16 protein-coding genes are annotated in these 23,607 nt (G+C 47.6%); 11 read left to right on the top strand and 5 right to left on the bottom strand.

Annotation, left to right across the window (positions count from 1 at the left end; all coding sequences use genetic code 11):
• Positions 1-4: 4 nt before the first annotated feature.
• From Q5076_RS03245 to Q5076_RS03225, 5 genes are all read left to right on the top strand, one after another.
• Entirely contained in the window at positions 5-2,389 is a 2,385-nt protein-coding gene (locus Q5076_RS03245; RefSeq protein WP_303010795.1) for a polysaccharide biosynthesis tyrosine autokinase, read from the top strand.
• Between the two features lie 13 nt (positions 2,390-2,402).
• A complete protein-coding gene (locus Q5076_RS03240; protein WP_303010794.1) occupies positions 2,403-3,188 on the top strand; it encodes a tyrosine-protein phosphatase in 786 nt (261 codons plus the stop codon).
• Between the two features lie 490 nt (positions 3,189-3,678).
• Positions 3,679-4,608 carry a DUF5106 domain-containing protein gene (locus tag Q5076_RS03235; RefSeq protein ID WP_303010793.1) on the top strand — a complete coding sequence of 310 codons (930 nt, stop codon included), beginning with the start codon at positions 3,679-3,681 and terminating at the stop codon, positions 4,606-4,608.
• Positions 4,609-4,633: 25 nt separating this feature from the next.
• Positions 4,634-4,900: an HU family DNA-binding protein gene (locus tag Q5076_RS03230; protein ID WP_303010792.1), complete on the top strand. Its 267-nt coding sequence runs from the start codon at positions 4,634-4,636 to the stop codon at positions 4,898-4,900.
• A gap of 169 nt (positions 4,901-5,069) precedes the next feature.
• Entirely contained in the window at positions 5,070-5,726 is a 657-nt protein-coding gene (locus tag Q5076_RS03225) for an MIP family channel protein (protein WP_303010791.1), read from the top strand.
• Positions 5,727-6,599: 873 nt separating this feature from the next.
• On the opposite strand, the gene Q5076_RS03220 is transcribed toward Q5076_RS03225, so the two are convergent.
• The 5 genes from Q5076_RS03220 to Q5076_RS03200 all read right to left on the bottom strand — a co-directional run bounded on the left by Q5076_RS03220 (position 6,600) and on the right by Q5076_RS03200 (position 12,710).
• Positions 6,600-7,748: an OmpA family protein gene (locus Q5076_RS03220; protein WP_303010790.1), complete on the bottom strand. Its 1,149-nt coding sequence runs from the start codon at positions 7,746-7,748 to the stop codon at positions 6,600-6,602.
• Between the two features lie 325 nt (positions 7,749-8,073).
• Positions 8,074-10,029: a hypothetical protein gene (locus Q5076_RS03215; protein WP_303010789.1), complete on the bottom strand. Its 1,956-nt coding sequence runs from the start codon at positions 10,027-10,029 to the stop codon at positions 8,074-8,076.
• A 22-nt stretch (positions 10,030-10,051) separates the two neighbouring features.
• Positions 10,052-10,228 carry a hypothetical protein gene (locus tag Q5076_RS03210; protein WP_303010788.1) on the bottom strand — a complete coding sequence of 59 codons (177 nt, stop codon included), beginning with the start codon at positions 10,226-10,228 and terminating at the stop codon, positions 10,052-10,054.
• A gap of 37 nt (positions 10,229-10,265) precedes the next feature.
• Positions 10,266-11,447, bottom strand: a complete 1,182-nt coding sequence (locus Q5076_RS03205; protein WP_303010787.1) for an OmpA family protein — start codon at positions 11,445-11,447, stop codon at positions 10,266-10,268.
• A 132-nt stretch (positions 11,448-11,579) separates the two neighbouring features.
• Positions 11,580-12,710: a site-specific integrase gene (locus tag Q5076_RS03200; protein WP_303010786.1), complete on the bottom strand. Its 1,131-nt coding sequence runs from the start codon at positions 12,708-12,710 to the stop codon at positions 11,580-11,582.
• A gap of 92 nt (positions 12,711-12,802) precedes the next feature.
• Here Q5076_RS03200 and Q5076_RS03195 point away from each other — a divergent pair, with 92 nt between their 5' ends.
• The 6 genes from Q5076_RS03195 to meaB all read left to right on the top strand — a co-directional run bounded on the left by Q5076_RS03195 (position 12,803) and on the right by meaB (position 23,594).
• A complete protein-coding gene (locus Q5076_RS03195) occupies positions 12,803-13,423 on the top strand; it encodes an OmpA family protein (protein WP_303010785.1) in 621 nt (206 codons plus the stop codon).
• 52 nt (positions 13,424-13,475) lie between these two features.
• Positions 13,476-13,664, top strand: a complete 189-nt coding sequence (locus Q5076_RS03190) for a hypothetical protein (protein ID WP_303010784.1) — start codon at positions 13,476-13,478, stop codon at positions 13,662-13,664.
• Between the two features lie 88 nt (positions 13,665-13,752).
• A complete protein-coding gene (locus Q5076_RS03185) occupies positions 13,753-14,763 on the top strand; it encodes a fimbrillin family protein (protein WP_303010783.1) in 1,011 nt (336 codons plus the stop codon).
• Positions 14,764-15,321: 558 nt separating this feature from the next.
• Positions 15,322-21,063 carry an alpha-2-macroglobulin family protein gene (locus Q5076_RS03180; protein WP_303010782.1) on the top strand — a complete coding sequence of 1,914 codons (5,742 nt, stop codon included), beginning with the start codon at positions 15,322-15,324 and terminating at the stop codon, positions 21,061-21,063.
• Positions 21,064-21,408: 345 nt separating this feature from the next.
• Positions 21,409-22,476, top strand: a complete 1,068-nt coding sequence (locus Q5076_RS03175) for a DUF1573 domain-containing protein (protein WP_303010781.1) — start codon at positions 21,409-21,411, stop codon at positions 22,474-22,476.
• An 11-nt stretch (positions 22,477-22,487) separates the two neighbouring features.
• Complete coding sequence (gene meaB / locus Q5076_RS03170) at positions 22,488-23,594, top strand: methylmalonyl Co-A mutase-associated GTPase MeaB (RefSeq protein ID WP_303010780.1); 1,107 nt, start codon at positions 22,488-22,490, stop codon at positions 23,592-23,594.
• Positions 23,595-23,607: the final 13 nt, after the last annotated feature.

Below are 23,607 nucleotides of genomic sequence, written 5' to 3'. Positions count from 1 at the left end.
AAAAATGGGAAAACAAGAAACCAAATTTCTGACTGAAGAAGAAAAAAACGTCAATCTGGTCGATATATTTATGTATCTGCTTTCTTATTGGAAGTGGTATGTTTTTTCCGTTTTGCTGTTCGGCGGATACTTCTGGTACAATTACAGCAAAACTTCATACGTTTATAACCGCTCGGCGACCGTCATGATTAAAACTCCCGCTAATTCGCAGTCTACGATACGCATGAACCGTTACAACGATTTTTTGGGACAAGTCAATATGGCGAACGAACTGTTACAGTTTCGCTCGAAAGAGCTGATGCGCCGAGTAATCGACCGCTTGCGTGCCGATGTGAGCTATGCGGTACGTGACGGCCTGCGCCGGAAAGAGCTATATACGGCGGCCCCTGTGCGCGTGTCGTTCGTCGGGGCAGGACCGGAAGCGGCGTTGACATTAACGGTAACCCCGAAAAATAATCGGGAGGCAGAGCTTTCCGACTTCTCCCGCGGAGAGAAAAAAATCATGACAGTCCATCTCAATGATACGGTCGGGACACCATTGGGAAAACTTGCCGTATTCGCGGCAGAGAATTACACGCCGGATTGTTTCGGACAGCCGATACGGGTCAGCAAGAGCCCTCGTGAAAGGATGGTCGATTTCTATCTTTCCAATCTGTTGATAAAACAGATGGACGAAGATGCGGCATTACTGAATATCACTATGAACGACTTTTCGCCCTTGCGGGCTACCGACGTACTAAACATGCTGATTGCCGTATACAATGAAGAAGCCATCGAGGACAAAAACCGGATTGCGGTCAATACGGCAGAGTTCATCAAGGAAAGACTTGGAATCATAGAAAAGGAACTGGGCAATGTGGAGACGGACATTGAAGTGATGAAGAGGGCGAGTGAATGGGGAGACATCAATACGGCGGCAGGCATGTACGTGTCGGATAGCCGGCAGTACGAGTCACTACTCAAAGAGTTACAGACTCAGTTACAACTTGTGAGTTTTATCAAGAAATACCTGCAGGACGCTACCAAGACGGATGAACTGATTCCCAGCAACATCGGGCTGACCGACCTCAATATCGAAAACCAGATAGCCCGTTATAACGAGACATTGCTGAAACGCAACCGGCTGATAACTGGGAGTGGGAGCAACCATCCGGTAGTGCAAGAGTTGAACCGTTCTTTACAGGCCATGCGCCGGAACATCTATCGTGCGGTGGACAACTTGTCGGTCAGCTTAGCATTAAAAGAGAAAGACTTTGTTCGCCAGGAGAGTATGGCGAGGCAGAAGGTACAGACAGTTCCCCGCAAACAGCGTGAGATGCTCTCTGTAGAACGGCAGCAGAAAGTGAAAGAATCCCTGTATATATTTCTGCTCAACAAGCGGGAAGAGAATGCACTCAACCAAGCTATGGTAGACAATAATGCCCGTGTTATCGACCCGGCGTCGGGAAGCGATGCTCCTGTCTACCCGAACCGCTACAAAAAGTTGCTGTTGGGAGTAGGATGCGGGCTGGTTGTCCCGACCATTATCTTTTTGCTGATACTTATCTTGGACACGCGCGTGCACAACCGCAAGGAGATAGAAGATTTTGTCAGTGCCCCGTTCCTGGCGGAAATTCCCCAGGCGCAGGAACAAGTGAATGAAGTGCGTGACATCGTGGTACGTGCCCGTGGACGTGACGCCTTGTCGGAATCATTCCGCATTCTCCGTACCAACTTGGGGTTTCTGGCATTACAGGCGCAGGAACAGAAGGTGATTACCTTGACCTCGTTTAACGTGGGAGCCGGTAAGACATTTGTCGCTATCAACTTGGCAGCGAGTTTCATACAGACTGACAAGAAGACGCTCATTTTGGACATGGACCTCCGCAAGGGGACGTTGAGCGCAATGGTTCGCGTCAGGCATGTGAAGGGCATGGCGCACTATTTGTCCGATTTGTCGGTGGGGATGGATGATATCATTTTGAAGAACGGGTTCTGCGAGGGTCTCGATTTGATTCCGATAGGGGTAATCGCCCCCAATCCGGCGGAATTGCTGTTGAGCAGGAGACTGGACGACTTGATGGCTGAACTCCGTAAACGATATGACTACATCATTCTTGACGGCGTGCCTGTAGGGGTGGTGGCGGATGCCTCTATTGTCAACCGGATTTCCGATGTGACGATGTTTATTGTGCGTGCCGGGAAGCTGGACCGTCGTCAGTTACCCGAACTCGAACGCTTGTATCAGGAACATAAACTGACTAATATGGCGGTTGTGCTCAACGGTACGAGCAGGCGGAACAGAGGCTATGGCTATGGTTACGGCTATGGGTATGGCTACGGTTATGGGAATGAAGAAAAGAAAAAAGGATTCCTGTCACGGATAAGGAAGAAAGTCAAAAAAGCATAAAGCAGCGAGTATCATGGTTTCATTTTGGTTTGAACGTACATTCAATTTGATGGATAACGAGGTCTGGAAAGGAATGACCGAGATGCATTGTCACATATTGCCGGATGTGGATGACGGGGTAGAGACGAAGGAAGACGCGCTCCAGTTACTCCGGTTTATGGAGAGGGATGTGGGTGTGCACCGCATTTGTATGACTCCCCATACGATGATGGATTTCAACAATGCCCCGGTAACATCGCTCAAAGGGCAATTCAGGAAATTCTGCAATGACTATTCCGGCAGGATGGAGCTTTTTCTCGCGTCGGAATATATGTTGGATGTCTCTTTCGGCAGTCATCTGAAAGGGGAAATGCTGCCGTTAGGTGAGTGGGATGGCAGGAGGCTACTGCTGGTGGAGACTGCCGCACTGATGCCTCCTCCCGGATTAGAAGAGATGCTCGAAGATATTTTCAGCGCGGGATATATCCCCGTCATCGCCCATCCCGAACGCTATGCCTATATGGAAGAGTCAGACTACAGGCGGTGGAAGGAGAGGGGATGCCTCTTCCAGCTCAACATACCGTCGCTTCATGGTTATTACGGGCGGTATCCCCAAAAAGATGCTGTACGTCTCCTGAAACAGGGAATGTATGATTTTGCGGGTTTCGACATCCATCGCTACGAGGGATATGCAAGGGTAATCCGCCAGTTGGAGCTTTCGCGCAAACAGTTGGATAATGTACGGAGATTACTGGAGAATAACGAGAATATCCAGTTTGATGGAGAAGAGAAAATGGAGAGGATGAATGACGGGAAATGACTGTAATCGGAACATATTGGAACACAGAATACAGATTATAAATTGACTTGTAACTGAATCCGAGAATGTCAAATGAATAGTGTTATGGTTGCCTCATAGTTTAAAACTTCATCAGTCGGAAATGTTTAGCGGTAAGGTGTAAGACTGCTTGTTTGGGACGTGGGGCATAAATGCTTCTGTGGCATGTGATGTTTTTCTTTCAATTTTCTGCAAAGCTACGGTTTATCTTTCTAGAATACAATTATAAAAATGTACAAAATGTAATAGATATTGTATGTTTTGTTTATAGGTAGGGTGAAGTTGGACGGAAATAATATCCTGCCGTATGAAGTGAGAATATTTTCGTATTTAATGTTAACGGTAATGTGGATAAATAACCCGTATTTTGCAACGGATTCAATGATTTGATTATCCATTTGTCTGATAATTCGTTTATCCTTTAGGAGATGATTCAATTATTCGGTAGTTTGATTATTTGGTTATTGGAACAATGGTTTTGAAATTTTACTTTAAAATAAGTACGGGAATTATCGTGGCGGCATTTATGACATGCTGCGGTGGACGGCCGGTTTCTGTTACCGGCGGAAGAGTGGCGGACAGTACGGTGACTTTCAGATTACCTGACATTCCTAATGCGATAAACGGCCCTGCAGAACGTAGTATCTATCTTTCCGAACATTATTGGGACTATTTCGATTTTCAAGATACGTCGCTGATTCATAAGCCGGACATTTCGGAACAGGCGTTTGCGAATTACATATTGTTACTGGATAATCTTCCTGCCGCAACAGTGAAAGAAAGTATGGAGATTCTCATAAAGCGCGCTTCACAGAATTGGGACATACAAAATTTCATCATTGACTTGTTTGGAAAATATCTGTATGAACCCAATTCTCCTTATCGTAACGAGGATTTGTATATTCCGTTTCTGGAGATTCTGGTGAAGTTGCCTTCCGCACGGACGGAGGATGTCATGACGGGTGAATTCCGATTGAAGATGGCGTTGAAGAACCGTCCAGGAAGTGTGGCTGCCGATTTCAGTTATGGAGACGGAAGCGGGCGGACCGGGAGGCTGTCGGAAGTGGAAAGCGAATATGTATTGCTGTTCTTCTACGACCCGGATTGCGAGAATTGTCGGGAGGCGTCACGAATGTTGGCGGATTCGCCGGTGTCTAGCTGTCGGCGATTGAAGATAATGGCTATATATCCCGATGATGATGTGGAGGCGTGGAAGGAAAAGATGAATGACTTTCCTGGACATTGGATTAACGGTTATAGCCCGGAGGGTGAGGTGGTGAGAAAGAATTTGTATGACGTAAAGGCGATGCCTTCCTTTTATGTGTTGAACCGGGACAAGAAAGTGGTATTAAAAGATGTAGCGTTGGAGTATGCTTTGGCATATTTGGATTCTGCACTGTAAACAAAAATTAAAACGATAATTTATTATGAACAAAAGAGAATTGGTTGCCTCTGTGGCACAGAAAAAGGGTATCAGCCAGAAGGAGGCTGAAAAGGTATTGGATGGAGTACTGGAATCCATAACGGAAGCTCTTTGTAAAAAAGAGCCTGTGGTTTTAATAGGTTTCGGTTCTTTCTCGGTAAAGAAACGTGCTGCGCGTGGGGGATATAATCCGAGGACGAAAGAGAAAATCGTAATTCCTTCAAAGCAGGTCGTGAGGTTCAGACCGGGTGCGAAGCTTGAATTATTATAATAATCTTCTACTAACTTAGGCTTTATCTATAAATCAAGACCGTTTGCCGACCAGCCATACTATATATTGGTAGTACATAAAGTTCGTTTTTTATTATGGATATGGGGTTTTGTATAGGTTATGCAAACGGTCTTTCTTTAAATGATGTGCAACGATTAAATAATATACAATGAGAAATAAGTTTTTGGTTGAAATGCTCGGTACGATGGTATTAGTGTTGATGGGTTGCGGCGCTGCCGTTATGAATGGAGGGGCTATTTCCGTGGCTGCCGTTCTTACCATAGCTTTTGCTTTCGGGTTGTCGGTGGTGGCGATGGCTTATACAATCGGTACGATATCCGGTTGTCATATCAATCCTGCTGTTACAGTAGGTGTATGGTTGAGCGGCAGAATGCCGGCGTCGGAAGCTGGGGTGTATATCCTTGCCCAGGTGATAGGTGGTGTTCTAGGTTCCGCCATTTTGTGTGTGGTTACTGGTATGATGGGGTTAGAGGGAACGGGTGCCAACAGTTTTGGCGAATCTCATCTGGCGGGCGCGTTGGTGGCAGAAGCTGTCTTTACGTTTGTTTTCGTACTGGTGGTACTGGGTTGTACGGATTCAAGAAATAACAACCTGGGTCTTGCCGGATTGGCTATCGGGTTGGCTTTAGTATTGGTTCATATTGTTTGTATCCCATTGACGGGGACGTCCGTAAATCCGGCACGGAGCATCGGACCTGCAATATTTGCAGGTGGTACAGCTCTGGAGCAGCTTTGGGTATTTATCGTGGCTCCTTTGGCGGGGGCAGTTATCGCAGCTACTGTCTGGAAGGCCGTGCGAGGCTGACAGTTTTTTTAGTTTAACTTTATAGTATTATAGAATCATATCATCAGTTGGACAACAGAATCGGAATACAGGCTTTTCCCACTAAATGAGAATAGTAAAAATGATTAATGCCCCGCCTGTATTCTTTGGGGGTGCGTGAGCATCTTTTTCTTTTTTACCCTGAAAGGCTTTCTAGACGGTAAAACGCGGAAAGACCTTATAACGATAGAGTTGTGTCTGTGAGGATATCAATCTATTATTTGTGTTTTGTTTAGAGAGAGTGTCCTTTCCGGTGGGGAAGGATGCTCTTTTTTATTCAGGGTGAGTCCGTGTATCATGGGGTTGGAGGATTCTTTCTCTTCTCTTTCTTTCTACTCTCTCTTTATCATATTGCAGTATTCTTCAAAATACAGACGGTTTTCTGATTTTTCCAAAATTGAATTGCATATCGTATTTCTTGTTTAAACCATAGAACTGACCATTTGTCAGACAGTGTTTGTGGGGCAGTATATGGCAGTCTTTGTTGAGGGTAGTGGCAGTGTATTGGAATTTAATGTTGGCATACAAACCTGAAGTCCTTTTTTATCCTTGCATTCCTTGTTTTTGCCTTATATATTTTTCTTTTTGTCTATCTATGTACTTGGTTTATTTAACTTATTTAGTAGTAGGTAAAGACTCAAACAGTTCGGACAGAAGGATGATTAGGATTTGTTCCGGTTCTGGTACGTATAAAAAAAGCTGCCTCTAATGAGGCAGCTTCCGGCTTGAACAACTAATGACGTTGTATGTAAATAGACTCTGACATATTATTTTTATACAGTGGAGGTTTCATTGAGTTATTCATTTCAGCCGTTTTGCGTATCTTTTTACCGATTCGTTTATCACTCCGGTTATTCATTCTTTTTCATTAATTGTACAGATACTTACGCGGTTCCAATCCGGTTCGTCAAACATGTTACCGACTCCTTGTCCTTCGGCATGGATACGGCTTTCCGCAATCCTGTATCTGGTGACTAGCATTTTCTTGACAGCTTCCGCGCGTTGTCTGGCAATACGTTCGTTTACTTCCGCACTACCTTCTGGCGATGCGTATCCTTTAATAGCGACGGTTGCTTCTTTATGGTTCCGCAGGTAAGTGGCGATGCGTTCTACGTTGGGTTGTTGCGAATTGTCGATGGTAATCTTACCTTGGCGGAAAGTAATCACGGATTCCAGTGTCTTTTTACTGTTGTCAATCGTGTTGGTTATTATCTGCGGAGCTTTGTTTTTACATTCCTCCAGCTCAGTTTTCAGGGCGCTGACTTTTCGGTTGGCATTTCTCAATGCGTTAGCATTTTCTTCTGCATCAGCATGAAGGCGGTTGATTTTGGCGTTCAGCGCATCAACCTCAGCCTGGTTATATGGTTTTACTTTGGTGAAGTAGTGTTCTCCGTTGCTACATTTGAAATGATACCTCAATCCCGCCGTAATCTCCCAGGTGGCGCGGTTGGAGTTGAAATATACGGCATCGTTGCCCATGCCGTTCATGTCATAGACCAGTGCTGGCTTGATTGCCACTGTCCATATTTTGTTTTCACCCAAGTTGAAGTTGAAATTTAGTCCTAGCTTAGTGGACATGCTATTTTGGTCTTCTCCCAATCCTTTGTTTACATAGTAATGCAACCAGCCGATACCGGCTACTGCCTCAATTTCGAATGTCCTGGGAACACCGGTATAGGTTCCGAAGAAGTTATTCAGATTTATCATTCCCAGCAGGCTGATGTTGGAGTTGTCAATAGCGGTATGACTGTGGGTCGTATTGAAACTTCCCATCGCTTCCACTCCGAAACCGAAAGTGGGGGTCAGTTGTTTGTTCAGACCTATACCTGTTACAGGGCGCAGGTTGCGGAAAAATGAACTGTGGGTCAATGGGGTGGTTCCTCCGGCATTGATTCCCAACGACCAGTTATCCGAAAACTTGTTTCCTTCTACGGCTGTCTGCGCATTGGTGCCGGCGACAACCATACCTAATAATAGGCTTGCGATAATTTTTCTCTGTTTCATCTCTTTTTCGTTTTTTTTGTTCTTGAAAATGAAAACGGTAACCTTTGGGCGAATACGCACGTTTTGTTACCTTGATTGTATAATTGTAATGACTATAAAAGTTTTTTCTGTTTTTAACAGGGGTTTCTGGGCTGTATGATTAGATGGCGGCTGTTCTTTTTATGGGGACCCTCGTTTTTTATATCGTTGCAAAGTACGGACATTTTTTTTAATGGGGAGATAACATAAAGTTCGATAATATTCTCCTTTCGTACAAACGATTTAGGGTCAGGAATCCCCGACCCTAAAAATAATTCTTGAACTTGGCTCTTGAAACGGTTCTTCTTTAGTTTTTTACACATCTGAGGCTGAACTTGTTATGCCCCCACCTGTTGTTGCCTACTACGCTGCTGTTCTGTAGGTAGTAGTAGTTCGTGGCGGAATATATCATGGCATTTATCGAGAAATCCCTCGGATATGTTTCGTTGTTGTATGACAGGCAAAAGGCAGTGGTCGTATTTTCCCAATGCGTGGCGTTGGTGACGTCTGTCTTATAGATGTTGACGTTGGCAGGCGCGATGGCTTTGAGCAGGTTGGGATAGTCTCCGCCGTAGGTAGGAGTTCTCCAGCCGGCAGGACAGACTCTATTGTGATGAATCATGTCTTGCCTGTATAAAATGTCCCCTTGCAGACTACTTCTCACTTTGACGGAAGGCGGATTTCCGCTTGTACTTACTCCGGGATCTATCACTCCTATGGGGGTCAGTCCTTCCCATGCCATGCCTTGCATCATCCACCAACGTCCGTCGGCCATTTTTTTGATACGGTAAATCGTGTTGTCCCGCTGGTCACGCACGTATCTGATTCGGTTGGCTTGAGCTCCGCCAGCGGCTATCTCTGCGTCAGCTTGTGATGAGTCCCAGTTTTGCATCCAAGGAACTTCCGATACAGGCACTTCGGCAGCGGTTTTCCGTATGATTTGTTTGAGCACGCTTTTTAGGCTGACTCCGACTTGTTTGCCGCTGCTGTCGTGGACAACACACTGTACTTCGTAATCCATCCGCTTGTAGTCTCCGTTGAGCGAGTGCTGGTATGTATTTTGCCCGGAGGGAGTGGAGAACCGAGTGGTCTCTCCGTTACAGATGATAGTCCAGTCGTAGGTGTATGGAGGTAGGGCTCCTGATGCTGTCACTGTGACTATGCGTGGTTTGTTTACTCCTCCTGTGGTCAGGTTGTCTGTTATCTCTACCTTGAAAGGAGGTATGAAGCTGACGGTGATGATATATTTTTTATTCCTTTGCAGGACTCCTGTTTTGGCAGGGTCCAGCGTGATGGCGGCTATGTTGTTGTAATCTACTTTCCCCACAGTGATGTTTTTGAATTTGAGTTTCAGGCTTCCGTAGTTACCGGGGATGAGGTATTGCAGGTCACTGGCGGCATTTTGGCTGTTGGGATTGGACCATGTGAAGTCGGCACCGTCTGTCTCGCTGGCGTCAGTTGTAGTCGGGGTGTCGGCGTACCGATCGGTGAGGTAGTCCCATTGGTCGGCGGTCGGCATGTCGTTTTCCTGCCATACTGAGGCTGAGGCGGCTGTCACGTTGCTTCCTGTCTTACTCGTGTTGATGACAATCTGCATAGCTGCATTCATGTGCTGGAAGGTCGGCCCGAATGGGTTGATTCCGTCCGAGACACTCAAGTCTGTCGAGAATTTCATATAGTTCCGCAGCCATTCGTAGTTCATCGGGTTAGTCAGTTTTTCCGGGGTGTTTGAGGTCCCGTCTGAAAAACCGAGCATTTTGTATGTTTTTCCCGGAGTTAACTGGAGGTATTTGTTTCCGTCGGACTCCTTGTATCCTTCGCCGCTGCCGCTCACGATTTCGGCTTTTCCTGTTCCGTCTTTTATCTTGTATATGAGGTCTGCCTTGATACTGTTGTCGTTTTTATCCAGTACTAGCATGCGGAACTGTGTGTTTTGGGAAAGGTTGGTGGCATCGTTTCCGCGGGTAGATACTTCTGTCACCTCGCCGATGCTGATTTCTGCGTATAGGTCTTCGGCTATTTTTATGGTATCTACGACAACCGGAGCTTCCGGCAGAGCGCGTGTGTTACCGGAAGAGAAGCCGGCTATCCTGACGCTCTGCAGATTGACGAGTCCGGGAAGGTTGAGGTTATTTCCCGAAAGGTTTTCATCTTGCGAACAGCTTGCGGCTAGTATGGATAGGGATACTATGACAGTAAGCATTGCATATCGGAGACTGAGCCTGGTATGTGTGAAATTGATTTTCATCTTTGTTTTATTCATATTTTTATGTCTTTTTGTTTTTTTACATTAACATTATATCGTCATAAGTGCCTGTATCTGTAGTGTCATCCCATGCTTCTTCTTGGACAGGCGTGTCTTCGCCGACTCTTACAGAGGCGGTGGTAAATCCTGTTTCCAGTAGGATATCGGTTACGTCCAGCGTGGGGGGAATGTAGTTTAATTTTTTATTTGTTTCCATATTCTTTTTTATTATTGATGTGATGATTAGATGTGGTTCACTTCGCTTCTGTAATTACCGCTCTGCTCAATCTTGGGTCGTCGTAGAACATATTCTCTACTCCTCCTTCATGGTTGACCTTCAAGTATTCCGCAGGTATTTTGAACTCGTTAACCAGACAATCGTAGACCGCTTGCGCCCGGCTTCGGCTCAACCGCTCATTGAATTCAGGACTTCCGGTTCCCTTGTCCGCATATCCGGTTATCGTATAAACGGCTTTCCGGTTGTTTTTCTTTATCACTTCAGCAAGGAATCCCAGATTGACGCGGGCTTCATTGCTAAGTTCGCTCCTGCCGATTCGGAAGGTGATTAGGCAGGGGGCAGCTACCCAATTCCTTTCAATTTTGACTTCGGGCGTTTGATTGCCTGTCTTGGTGAGCTGGTCTTTCAGCCGTTGGTTTTCCTTCCCCATGTCACGCAAGCGGTCTTTCATCAGTTGAAGCTCTTCATCACTGAATATCACCGTCTTAGTGGTGCTCCGTCCCCATGAACGTAGCGGGAATTTATAGGTGAGTCCGAGGGTTATTGCCAATAACCCCTCTTCTTTGCGTCCACCGATTTCGCCGTCGAAGACATCTTTAACTACGGTGGTACGTACATCCAGATTCAGGTCGAGTGCCGAACATAGGCGGAAAGAGTTTATTAAGCCCAGATTGGCGTTAAATTCACGGGTGCGCGGGGATTCCCAGGTCACCATCCACCCCAGACCGGCATAGGGAGTTACGTTCCATACCCGTTTTTCGTTATATCCGCAGAATATGTTGGACATGTTGAACAGCACGTCTCCGTGAATATTCATAAAATCGAATTTCTGTTCATACAATCTTTGTGCTGCGTCATATATTTTTCCGGTCGAGTGTGCACCGTTTTGAGTTACACCTTTAATTGATATTCCGCTATACATCGCACGCACACCGATGCCCGGAGTAAACCATTTTCCTACGGCTACGTCCAAGGCCGGGCTCAAACGGTCTTTAAATGACATTTGTTTGTTATGGTCGCCGAAATACATTTGGGCGCCTCCGCCAACACTTATGAACCAGTTGCTCCAGAAACGATTGGTTTCTACTTTATATTTGTCGGTGTTCTCAACGATTGTCGTTGTTGAAGGAGCATTTTGCGCATACAGGCTACCACCTGTAAGTAACAGCAGGGTTGCTGTGACAATTACTTTTTTCATAATTCGTTTCTTTTTCCTATTTTTAGTTTTTAATACAAACAAAACACGCTGCAAAGAACGAACTAATTATCCGTTTTCCCGATAGCATAAAATACGATAATTCTCTCTCTTTATACGGATTACGCATTAAAATTAGATTATAAATTTGGGAATACGGTTTACAGCTTTGTCTTTTTTCCGGTCTATGACTTTCGCGTAGATCTGTGTGGTTTTTATTTGGGAATGTCCTAATAGTTTGGATACTGTGTAGATATCTACTCCTACTGTCAGTAAAAGGGTGGCATAGGTATGGCGCGCCGTGTGGAATGTGATACGTTTGTTTATCCCGCTTTCTTTTACCCATTTTTTCAATATGCTGTTTATTTGCCCGTCTCCGGGCAACCGGAACACGGGAGTCTCCGCTCTGTGCCGACTAATGTCCGGCAGCCATCTCACAGCTTCGTCGGAGAGGGGGAGATATAACAGTTGCCGCGTTTTCTCCATTAATACGGCAACTCGCCACTGGTTTCCGTCCTTGCTGATATTCGTCCGGTGTAGATGTTTGATGTCCGAAAGCCTCAAACCGGACAAGCAACTGAACAGATAAGCCCTTTTCACTTCTTCGCACTTGCACGGGCTTCGCATCAACTGTCTTATCTCGTCTATCGTAAGGAATTCTCTGGCACTCTCCGTAAGTTTTATCTTTTCGTCAGAAGGGATTAGGGCAATCGGATTCACCGGAATTAGGGATTCCCGCACAGCCGCATTAAGTGCACAATTCAAGCATCTGAAATAAGCGGCGATTGTAGCATTGGACAGGTGGGATTCTTTCAGGTAACGGATAAAGCCGATGCAAAATTCCTTATCAATTTTGTCTAATGCTGTCTTTTCTTTTGCGTATTTTGCAAGATGCCGAATTGTCTTGGCTATCTGTATGCCGAAAGCTTCGCTTTGTCCTTTCTCTTTTTTTCGGGTTGAGTAGGCGCGCATCCAGTCTGTCAATGATAATTTTGTTTTATGCGGTTGTCTTTCCGTGGAAGAAGAGAGTAAATCCAGATAACGCCGTAATCTGATTATTTCGGCTTGTGTTAGGATTTCCCTGTTTTTCAGCCTCTCGCGTATCGTCTTTTCTGGCAGTAAATGTAACTTTAGAAATTCATAAGAGCGCCTGCCATTGTCATAGATGTCCAGATACAATGATTTGTTTCCGTTAGACAGCTCTTTGTATCTGAGGGTTACCTTCTCTTTGAGTCTGATAATCCGTTCTTGGTGTCTTTTTTTCATCCTAATGGTATTTAAATGTTTTACAGGAATTTTTCCTGTTTCCGGTTTTTGTTACCCGGATACGAACGGGTAACAAAAGTAATTGGTTTTGATTGTTTTCAGTATGGAGGGCTTCGGTCAGCCGGGCTGTCTGTGGCAACCGGCAACTGATTTTGTTATTGGCAATAACCCTCGGACTCACCTATAAATTCCCGCTACGTTCATGGGGACGGAGCACCACTAAGACGGTGATATTCAGTGATGAAGAGCTTCAACAGATGAAAGACCGCTTGCGTGACATGGGGAAAGAGAACCAATGGTTGAAGGACCGGCTCGTTGAAGCGGGTAACAAAATGCCTGAAACAGGTAGCGTAACATCCGATACCCGGGATGAAAGGAATTGGGTGGCAGTTCCCTGTTTGGTTACTTTCCGAATCGGCAGGAGCGAACTTAGCAATGAAGCCCGCGTCAATCTGGGATTCCTTGCTGAAGTGATAAAGAAAAACAACCGGAAAGCCGTTTATACGATAACCGGATATGCGGACAAGGGAACCGGAAGCCCTGAATTCAATGAGCGGTTGAGCCGAAGCCGGGCACAAGCGGTCTACGATTGTCTGGTTAACGAGTTCAAAGTTCCTGCGGAATACTTGAAGGTCAACTATGAAGGAGGAGTAGAGAATATGTTCTACGACGACCCAAGATTGAGCAGGGCGGTGATCACGAAAGCGAAGTAAATCCGGTTGTGAATGTAAAGGTAATCAAGAATAGAATATTAATGAAAATAAAATGAAGAAATTGGAAAAGAAAAATAAGTGTGTTTACAAATCTCCTCGTTTAGAATTGCTGGAGGTTTTGTTGGAACAGGTTATCGCTGCGTCTCATCCCGTTGAGATGGAAAAGGATGGCAAAATGGAGGAACAATGGGTTGAGGAAGAATTGGTCTATGATGATGATATTCTGTTACGGATTTATTAGGTGAAAGTTGCTTTTTTTAGAAGTTTCTTAGTGAATTACAATTAATCAATGAGGAAATAAAATGGCAATATTGAGAAATATAATAAGAATGTTTGGATTGATTGCCGGACTGGTTTGTCTGGTAACAGGGTGCAGGAATGGTTCCGAGGATATCACATCTCCCGGATTTGTTGTTCGGGACGGAATAGCGTCTTTGACTCTGGATGTCGTTTCGTCGTATGCGGATGCTTCGGTGCAGAGCCGTGCCGTGCTGGCGTCCGACACTGTCAGGAGGAATCTTGAGGACGGAAGTATGCTGGAGGCTGTATTGGTGGATGAAACACGGGCGGTTACTCGTAATGTCATCAGACGGGAACTTAAAGAAGGCGCGAAGATAATTGTTCTTGCCTATGAAGGAGAACGTCTGTATAAGAAGGAGAATGCGACGGTGACGGATGGCAAGATAAAGATTCATCTTCCTGAGGGAAGGACTTATAAGCTAGTGTTTTATACGTATAATGATGTGAAGAAAATTCCCAGATATGAGGTAGTTAGCGGAAGTCTGGTTGACGGGGATGAAACTTCCGGTGAGGGGGCTTGCCTGTTCGGTGATGATACTGTATTGAGGATGGTAACGGAAGTATGGAATGATGCCATGTGGGCAACTGTGGATTTGAGTGTTACTCCTGCTGTAAAGTTTCCTTCCGTTGTGTTTGGACATTTGTTTTCAGCGGTAGAAATAGAGGCGACATATTTGACTTCGAGCTCGAATGAGGGGATTGGGGAATACACTGCCATGAGCGAACCGGAGTGTACATACGAAAAGGTAGATGTTTCTCTTGAAGACGGAACCTGGAGCAATGGCAGGGGAAATGTCACTCATAAGTTCCTTTTTAGGGCTCATTCCAAACAACCGATAACTGTGGCGAAAAGTGGGAGAGGGATTATCATTCCCACTTCGCGGAATTTTCAACTGACGTTTCCCAGCGTAGTTATAAGGAGAATAACGGGACGTGAAATAACTTTTAAGTATAAAGACCCGATTGTTTTCGACAGGCCTCTGGAAGGGGGAAAGCACTATACTGTGAAAGTAAAAATAAAGAGGAGGAGAAATTATTAGCTGGCGGTTAAAAAGGGGATTCCGGTCTATTCTATGTCAGATGTGTATTGTTAGAGGAATAGGGTATTTTTCCGGAAGCCCGAGTAAATGCGGCTTGTACAAAGCGAGAGAATTATCGTATTTTATGTTATCTGTTGTTCGGATAAAAAGCCCGTACTTTGCATCGTATTCATGAAACGGCTTATCTGTTTGGTAAAAATAGGATAAGCGTTGTTTTTTATAAGTCGCAAATGAGATGTCAAGAGATTAAGGTATAGGTTTTTTCTCACTAAAAGCAATAAACCCTGCCTATATCTTAACTGGGGTGCGTGATGCATCTGTTTTTTTACCCCTTGAGGTTACGGTATTTTTCTGTAATTAAGCCTCATAAGCGAAAGTATGGTCTGTGAAGACCGAACGCTTGTATTGTTTGTTTTGTTTGTGTGTAAGGCATCCTTTCTCTCCGGCGGGAGGAAAGGGTGCTTTTTTATGTGAAAAAAGAGGATTGTTTAAACTTTATTTCTTTACTTTGTTATTTATACAGTGAGACTTGTGTGGAAAACTTAAACTGAAACGATTATGAAGATAGGACGAATTTGCATGCTGGCGCTCTTATGTTTAAGGGTGGTTCCGGCAGTGGAGGCGCAGACTTACGACAAGTTATGGAAACAGGTGGAGCGGGCGGAAAAGAAGAGCCTGCCCGAAACAGTAATAAAGCTGACTGACGAGATTTACCGGAAGGGGGAGAAGGAGAAAAACTCTCCGCAGATGCTTAAAGCGTATATGTGGAGGATGAAATACAGAGATATGCTGACGCCGGACAGTCTTTATGCGAGTCTGGAAGGACTTGAACAGTGGATGGAACGGGCGGAAAAACCGATGGACCGTGCCGTGCTGCATTCGCTGACGGCGGGGATTTATGCGGATTATGCAAGGAATAACCGTTGGAAACTCCGCCGACGGACGGAGATTGACGGGCAGGTTCCGTCCGGGGATATGCGGGAATGGACAGCGAACATGTTCGTGGATAAGGTGCGTGCCAATGTGAAAGAGGCGTTGGCTGATTCGGCATTATTGCTCGGCACGTCTTCGCGAGATTATGTCCCTTTTGTGGAGCTGGGAGAGGCGAGCGGATATTATCATCATGACATGTATCATCTGTTGGCTTCCCGGAGCATCGAGGCGTTGCGGCAGATAGAAGGGTTGGAAGGCAGCGCGTTCGGCAGTGTTTCACCGAATCCGGTGAAACGGAATATCGAGGTTATTTATAAGAATATGCTTTCGGCTTACAAGAGGGCCGGAATGAATGAGGGATATGTTCTGACAATGCTTCATTATTTGCAGTGGAAGCAGGAGGCGGACGGGGGAGTGCGCCCTCTCCGGTCGGGGAAAGGAGTCGCGGAGCTGTCGCAGGAGGCTTATTGGGCGGCGTTGGAAGAGTTGAAAAACGGATTTAAGAAGGAACCGGTATGTGCCGAGGTTTACCTGGCGCAGGCACGGTATGCCGTTGGTAAGGAGCGGCAGACGGTCGCTTTGCAACTGTGCGATGAAGCTATCGGGCTTTATCCGTCTTATCGTAGGATTAATGCCCTGAAAAATCTCCGGCAGGATATTTTGTCTCCTTATCTGAATGTGAACACCGCCGGACAGGCTTATCCCGGAGAGGAGATTGAGCTGAGGGTTTCCCATAAGAACCTGGACGGTTTTACCGTAAGGCTTTACGGCAAGGCGAAGAAGCCGGTGGAAGAACAGCATTACCGGGTGCTCCGTCCGGAGGATTACCGGACGAGGGATACGGTGTTTGCGTTCAAGGCTCCGCAGCCGGGGGCATACGTGATGCGTATCGTGCCGGATATCCGTGCCGGGAAGGATAGCGAGAATGAGTTTGATGTGACGGCTTTCAAGGTGTTGACCGGCAGTCTGCCCGGAGGACAGTATGAGGTGGTGACGCTGGACGGGCGGACGGGCCATCCTGTTCCGGACGCGAAGGTGACGTTGTATGGCAGCGGCAAGGAAGTGTTGCAGGAATTTACGACCGGCAGGGATGGAAAGGTGGCGTTTTCCTGGAAATCGGAATACAGGTATTTGAAGGCATCGAAAGGGGAAGATACGGCTATGCCGGAACAGAGGATTTATAAAGGAGGATATGGATACCGTGCAGCAGGGAACGAGGGGTCGGAAAGCATGACTTTGCTGACTGACCGTTCTTTGTACCGTCCCGGACAGACGGTGTATGTGAAGGGCATCGCGTTTGTCCAGAAAGCGGATACTGCCCATGTGATTCCCGATAAGGAATACACGGTGGTACTGAGGGATGCGAACCGTCAGGAGGCGGGACGGAAAACGGTACGTACCAATGAGTTCGGCTCGTTCGCTACTGATTTTGTGTTGCCTTCCGCTTGCCTGAACGGAATATTTTCCTTGACGGCGGGAAAGGGTAGTGCCGATATCCGCGTGGAGGATTACAAACGGCCGACGTTCGATATTGTTTTCGACAAACTGCAGGGAGGTTACAGGCTTGGGGACAAGTTGCGGGTGAGCGGTAAAATACGGTCGTATAGCGGTGTGGCGTTGCAGGGACTTCCGGTGAAATATACGGTGAAGCGTTCTCTCTACAATCTCTGGCGGTTTGCGGAGTCTGTGCAGATTGCTTCCGGAGAGGTGGCTTCCGGCGACGGCGGGGTGTTCGAGATACCGGTCTGCCTGGAGGAGAACGATGTTTATAAGGATGACAAGAATGTTTATTACCGTTATTCGGTGGAGGCGACGGTGACCAATGCGGCGGGAGAGACACAGTCTTCTACGGACGTGATTTCGGCGGGAAAGCGTTCATTGGTTTTGCAGGCGGAGCTGGAAGGGAAGGTGTGCAAGGATGTACCGCTGGATGTGGTGTTCAAGGTGCAGAACCTGGACGGACGGCCTGTGGAGGCGGAAGGTGTCTTTTATTTGTATCCTGCTGTGAATAAGGATTATGAGCGGTTGGCGGAGAAGCCGGCTGTTACCGGGCGTTTTACCTCGAACAGAGAGATGACGCTTCATTGGAATGACTTGCCTTCCGGACCGTATGTGCTTAAAGCGGTGGTGAAAGACGGACAGGGGGATGAGATTGCTACGGACGTCCGCACGGTGCTTTTCTCTGCCGGCGACAAGCGTCCGCCGATAGAGACGGCTGTATGGTTTTATAAAACGAATACGGAGTTTGATGCCGATCATCCGGCGGAGTTCTGTTTCGGCACGTCTGAAAAAGAGGCTTATGTGATGATGGATGTGTTCTGCGGTGACCGCCGGCTGGAAAGCAGGGCGATGAACTTGTCCGATACGATTGTCCGGTTTGAGTATCCGTATCGGGAAAGTTACGGCGATGGTATGCTCGTGACTTTTTGCATGGTGAGGAACGGGCAGGTTTATCAGGAGCAGGTACGGTTGACGAAACGTTTGCCGGATAAGACGCTGGCGATGAAGTGGGAGGTGTTCCGTGACAAGTTACGTCCCGGACAACGGGAAGAATGGAAGCTGACTGTCAAGACTCCGCAGGGGCATGCGGCTGATGCGGAAATGCTGGCGACAATGTATGACGCTTCGTTGGATAAACTTTGGGAGCACCGGCAGGGGTTCCGGATGTTTTACAATCGGACGACTCCTTATTTTAACTGGATGAGCGGATATGCCGGGAATTGTTCGTTCAATTATCGGTGGGATGGCAAGGCGCTCAAAGTGCCAGCAATGGAGTATGACTGCTTTGTGGTATGGCCGGGAGAGTATGTGGTTGCCGATGCTTTGCCGGGCGGTATAGACGGGGTGACGGTGACGGCGTACGGAATGGGCCGGAAGGCGGCGCTGACGGGCAATGTCATGATGAAAGGAATGAGCCGGGCGGACAGTGACGGGACTATGAGGGAGGAGTATGTGCAGGCGGCTGTCCTGCCGGAATCTCTTGAATATAAGGCAGACGGGGCGGAGGAGGATGCCTCCGTAGGGGAAAGCCTTTCCGAAGAGGCTGCCGGCTTGCGTACCGACCTTGCGGAAACGGCTTTTTTCTATCCGCAACTCCGTACGGACGGACAGGGAGCGGTTGCTTTCTCTTTCACGATGCCGGAGAGCCTGACTCGTTGGAATTTCCGCGGGTATTCTCATACGAAAGGGATGCTGACAGGGACGCTGGACGGTGAGGCCACTACCAGCAAAGAGTTTATGTTGACCCCGAACCTGCCGCGTTTTCTCCGTGTGGGGGATAAGGCGTCTGTTGCCGCTTCTGTCTCTAACATGACGGGCAAGCTACAGGAAGGGACTGTAAGCTTGATTTTGTTTGATCCGGTGACGGAAAAGGTAGTCGGCACGCAGAAACGGAAGTTCTCCGTGGAGGCGGGAAAGACGGTTGGCGTGAGTTTCATGTTCGCCGTGGACGGCGGATATGAGGTGTTGGGTTGCCGGATGATAGCCGATAGCGGTACGTTCAGTGACGGTGAGCAGCAGTTGATTCCGGTGCTTAGCGACAAGGTACATTTGGTGGAGGCTCTTCCGATGCCTGTCCGCGGGGAGGAGACTCGTGTTTTCTCGCTGGACAGTTTGTTTAATCATCACGGCAAGATGGCTACTGGCCGTGTGCTGACGGTTGAGTTTACCGGCAATCCTGCCTGGTATGCCGTTCAGGCTTTGCCTTCGTTGAGCTTTCCGGCGGATAACAATGCTATTTCGTGGGCGACCGCTTATTATGCCAATTCCGTGGCTGCTTATATCATGAATAGCCAGCCGCGTATCAAGGCTGTTTTTGATAGCTGGAAGCTTCAAGGCGGGACAAAGGAGACTTTCTTGAGTAATTTGCAGAAGAATCAGGAGGTGAAAAATATTTTGCTGGCCGAGTCGCCCTGGGTATTTGAGGCACAGACGGAACAGCAGCAGAGGGAGCGTATCGCCACATTGTTTGATTTGAACCATATCCGCAGTAATCATATTGCCGCGCTGACGAGGTTGCAGGAGTTGCAGAATTCCGGTGGTGCGTGGTCTTGGTACAAGGGGATGGACGGTAGCCGTTATGTGACGGCTTACATCGCTGTGTTGAATGCCCGCCTTGCCATGTTGACCGGAGAGAGCTTGTCCGGGGTTGCGCTTGATATGCAGCGGAACGCTCTCGCTTATCTGCACCGGTCGGCTTTGGAGGAGTACGGGAATATACTCAAGGCTCGGAAAGAGGGGGCGAAGTTTACGGGTGTTTCGGAGGATATCCTTCAATATCTGTACCTGATTGCCATTTCGGGCGGACAGGTTCCTGCCGCTAATAAGGAAGCGTATGATTATTATCTTTCCAAGGTCGGAGAATTGCTCCGGTCGGCGTCGATGGATACGAAGGCTGTTGCCGCTATCGTGCTTGAAAAGGCCGGTCGCAGGAAGGAGGCGCAGGAGTTTGCGGCTTCGCTGAAAGAGCATCTTGCGAAGACGGACGGACAGGGGATGTTTTTCGCTTTCAATGAGAGTCCTTATGCGTGGGGCGGTATGCAGATACGGGCTCACGTGGATGTGATGGAGGCGTTGGAGCTGATTGGCGGAAACAGTGAGACGGTAGAGGAGATGAAGCTTTGGCTGTTGAGGCAGAAGCAGACACAGCAGTGGGATTCTCCGGTGGCGACGGCGGATGCGGTTTATGCATTGCTGATGAAGGGGACTGACTTACTCGATAATCGGGGGGACGTGCGAATCGAAATTGCCGGCGAGGTGTTGGAGACTGTCACTTCAGGCAAGGCGGGTGGCGTTCCGGGTTTGGGGTATGTCAAACGTTCGTTTACCCGAAAGGATGTAGTGGATGCCCGCAAGATTGAGGTGGAGAAAAAGGGTGAGGGTATCGCCTGGGGAGCTGTCTATGCGGAATATGAATCGCCGGTCGGTGAGGTGAAACGGCAGGGAGACGAGTTGAGTGTGGAGAAAAGGCTTTATGTGGAACGTACCGTGGATAATGTGACCCGATTGCAGCCGGTTACGGAGAAGACTGTTCTTCAAGTGGGAGACAAGGTGGTGTCCCGCCTGAGTATCCGTGTGGACCGTCCGATGGATTTTGTGCAACTGAAAGACCAACAGGGCGCGTGTTTCGAGCCGGTTGGCGATATTTCCGGTTATCGTTGGAATAACGGAATCGGTTATTATATGGATATAAAGGATGCATCCGTCAATTTCTTCTTTGACCGTTTGGAGAAAGGGGTGTGTGTGCTGGAGCATAGTTATTGGGTCAGCCGCGCGGGAGTTTACGAGGCGGGGTTAGCTACTATGCAGTGCGCGTATGCACCGGAATATGCTTCCCATTCGGCTTCGATGAAAGTGAAGGTTGAATAGGCGGAGGAATCCGGACAGATAAACGGCGGACGGAATGACGCGGGTGGAATTACTGCGTAGCCGTCCGCCGTTCGTTGTTCTTGCCGTCGTCTGGATATGTTGTTTAAATAAGAATCCGGATTCGGCGGTAAGGTTGTTGCCTGCTGTTTTGCGTACGTAGTGTAAATCTAAAACCCCGGTATTCTCAGGTTTTATATAATTGGATTTGGAGTGCGGATGTTTTTCCGATTTCTTTGTTTACCGTGTTCTTCCGTTTATTGGGTTTCTCCGTTAATAATCCTTTCAATACGTTTCATTTCTCATCTAAAACTCCTACATTTGTACATTGAAAATAAAACATATCACATGAAACGTAGTTTACTATCTATATTTTTTCTGCTAACTGTAACTTTAACAGCATTTGCCCAACCTCGGCTATCTTCCAATAAGGAGACGCATAATTTCGGCCAAATTGAATGGAAACGTCCGGTGACCGTGGAATATACCATCACCAATACCGGAAACCAGCCTTTGGTGTTGACGAATGTCACCACTTCCTGCGCCTGTTCTGTAGCCGACTGGACGAAGGAACCGATTGCTCCGGGCGGAAAGGGGGTTGTGAAGGCATCTTTTGACGCGAAGGCACTGGGCCGTTTTGAAAAGTCGGTGGGGATATATAGCAACGCCACCCCGAATCTGGTGTATTTGAAGTTTGCGGGGGAAGTTGTCCGGGAGATAAAAGATTATACCAAGACCCACCCTTATGCTATCGGCAGCATCCGCATTGACCGTGACGAGTTTGCTTTCCCCGATGTTTATCGCGGGCAGCAGCCGACGTTGACTTTCGGTATAGCCAATCTTTCCGACCGTCCTTACGAGCCGGTACTGATGCATCTCCCTCCTTATCTGAAAATGGAGGCGGAGCCGAAAGTACTGTTGAAAGGGAAAAAAGGAACGGTCAAGCTTACCTTGGATGCAGGGCAACTGAAAGATTACGGGCTGACGCAGGCTTCCGTCTATCTCTCCCGTTTCTCCGGCGACAAGGTGAATGAAGACAATGAGATACCTGTTTCGGCTATCCTGCTTCCCGATTTCTCGCGGATGACGGCGGAAGATTCCCTGAATGCTCCTGCCATCCGTATTTCGGAGACGGATATCGACCTCAGCGTGCCGTTGATAAAGAAGAAAAAGGTCAGTCATGACATATTGATTGCCAATGCCGGAAAAACACCTTTGATTATCAGCAAGCTGCAGGTGTTTAACTCTTCGGTGGGCGTCAGGTTGAAAAAGACTATCCTTCCGCCGGACGGGATGACGAAGTTGAGAGTGACGATTCGCAAGCGCGATATCGGCAACAAAAAGCATCATCTGCGTATCCTGATGATTACGAACGACCCGCTGGCTCCGAAAGTTGAGATTAATATTAAACGCTAATTCTATTATTTATGGAACATCCTGAAAATAGTGCGGAATACAAAGGGCTTGCCGTCAATAAAGGCATTGAGCAGCCTTCGTCCGTCAATCCTTATTTGAAGCGTAAGCCGAAGAAACGCCAGCTTTCGGTGGCGGAGTTCGTGGAAGGTATCGTGAAGGGGGACATTACTGTTTTGAGCCGGGCTGTGACATTGGTGGAGAGCGTGAAACCGGAACATCAGGCCGTAGCGCAGGAGGTGATAGAGAAGTGCCTGCCTTATTCCGGCGATTCGGTCCGGATAGGTATCAGCGGCGTGCCCGGTGCGGGAAAGAGTACGTCAATCGACGTGTTCGGGCTGCATGTGCTGGAGAAGGGGGGAAAGTTGGCGGTATTGGCAATCGACCCGAGCAGCGAGCGCAGCAAAGGCAGTATTTTGGGAGACAAGACCCGTATGGAGCAGCTTTCCGTACATCCGAAGTCGTTTATCCGTCCCAGCCCTTCGGCAGGTTCGTTAGGTGGGGTGGCACGCAAGACGCGGGAGACGATTGTGCTTTGCGAGGCTGCCGGATTCGATAAGATTTTTGTGGAGACCGTCGGTGTGGGACAGAGCGAGACGGCGGTCCATTCGATGGTAGATTTCTTCCTGTTGATTCAACTGGCAGGTACGGGAGACGAGTTGCAGGGTATCAAGCGGGGTATCATGGAGATGGCGGACGGGATTGTCATCAACAAGGCGGACGGCGATAATCTTGAACGCGCCAAACTGGCTGCCGCACAATTCCGTAATGCATTGCATCTGTTCCCGGTTCCCGAATCGGGATGGATACCGAAGGTCCTGACATATTCGGGATTCTATAATCTGGGTGTCAAGGAAGTCTGGGACATGATTTACGAGTATATCGACTTTGTGAAAGGGAACGGTTATTTTGAATACCGCCGTAATGAGCAGAGTAAATATTGGATGTATGAGAGCATCAACGAGCAGCTCCGTGACAGTTTCTACCAGAATCCCAAGATTGAGTCCATGCTTCAGGAGAAAGAGCGGCAGGTGCTTGAGGGAAATCTTACTTCATTTGTCGCTGCAAAAAGCCTGCTTGATACTTATTTCGGAGATTTGAAGCGGGAGGGACAGGAGTAAAGGAAGCGGAGGT

Origin of the sequence: uncultured Bacteroides sp. (assembly GCF_958445495.1) — a bacterium.
In the GTDB taxonomy this organism is placed as follows: domain Bacteria; phylum Bacteroidota; class Bacteroidia; order Bacteroidales; family Bacteroidaceae; genus Bacteroides.
This window is presented reverse-complemented; position numbering and strand designations above follow the sequence as displayed.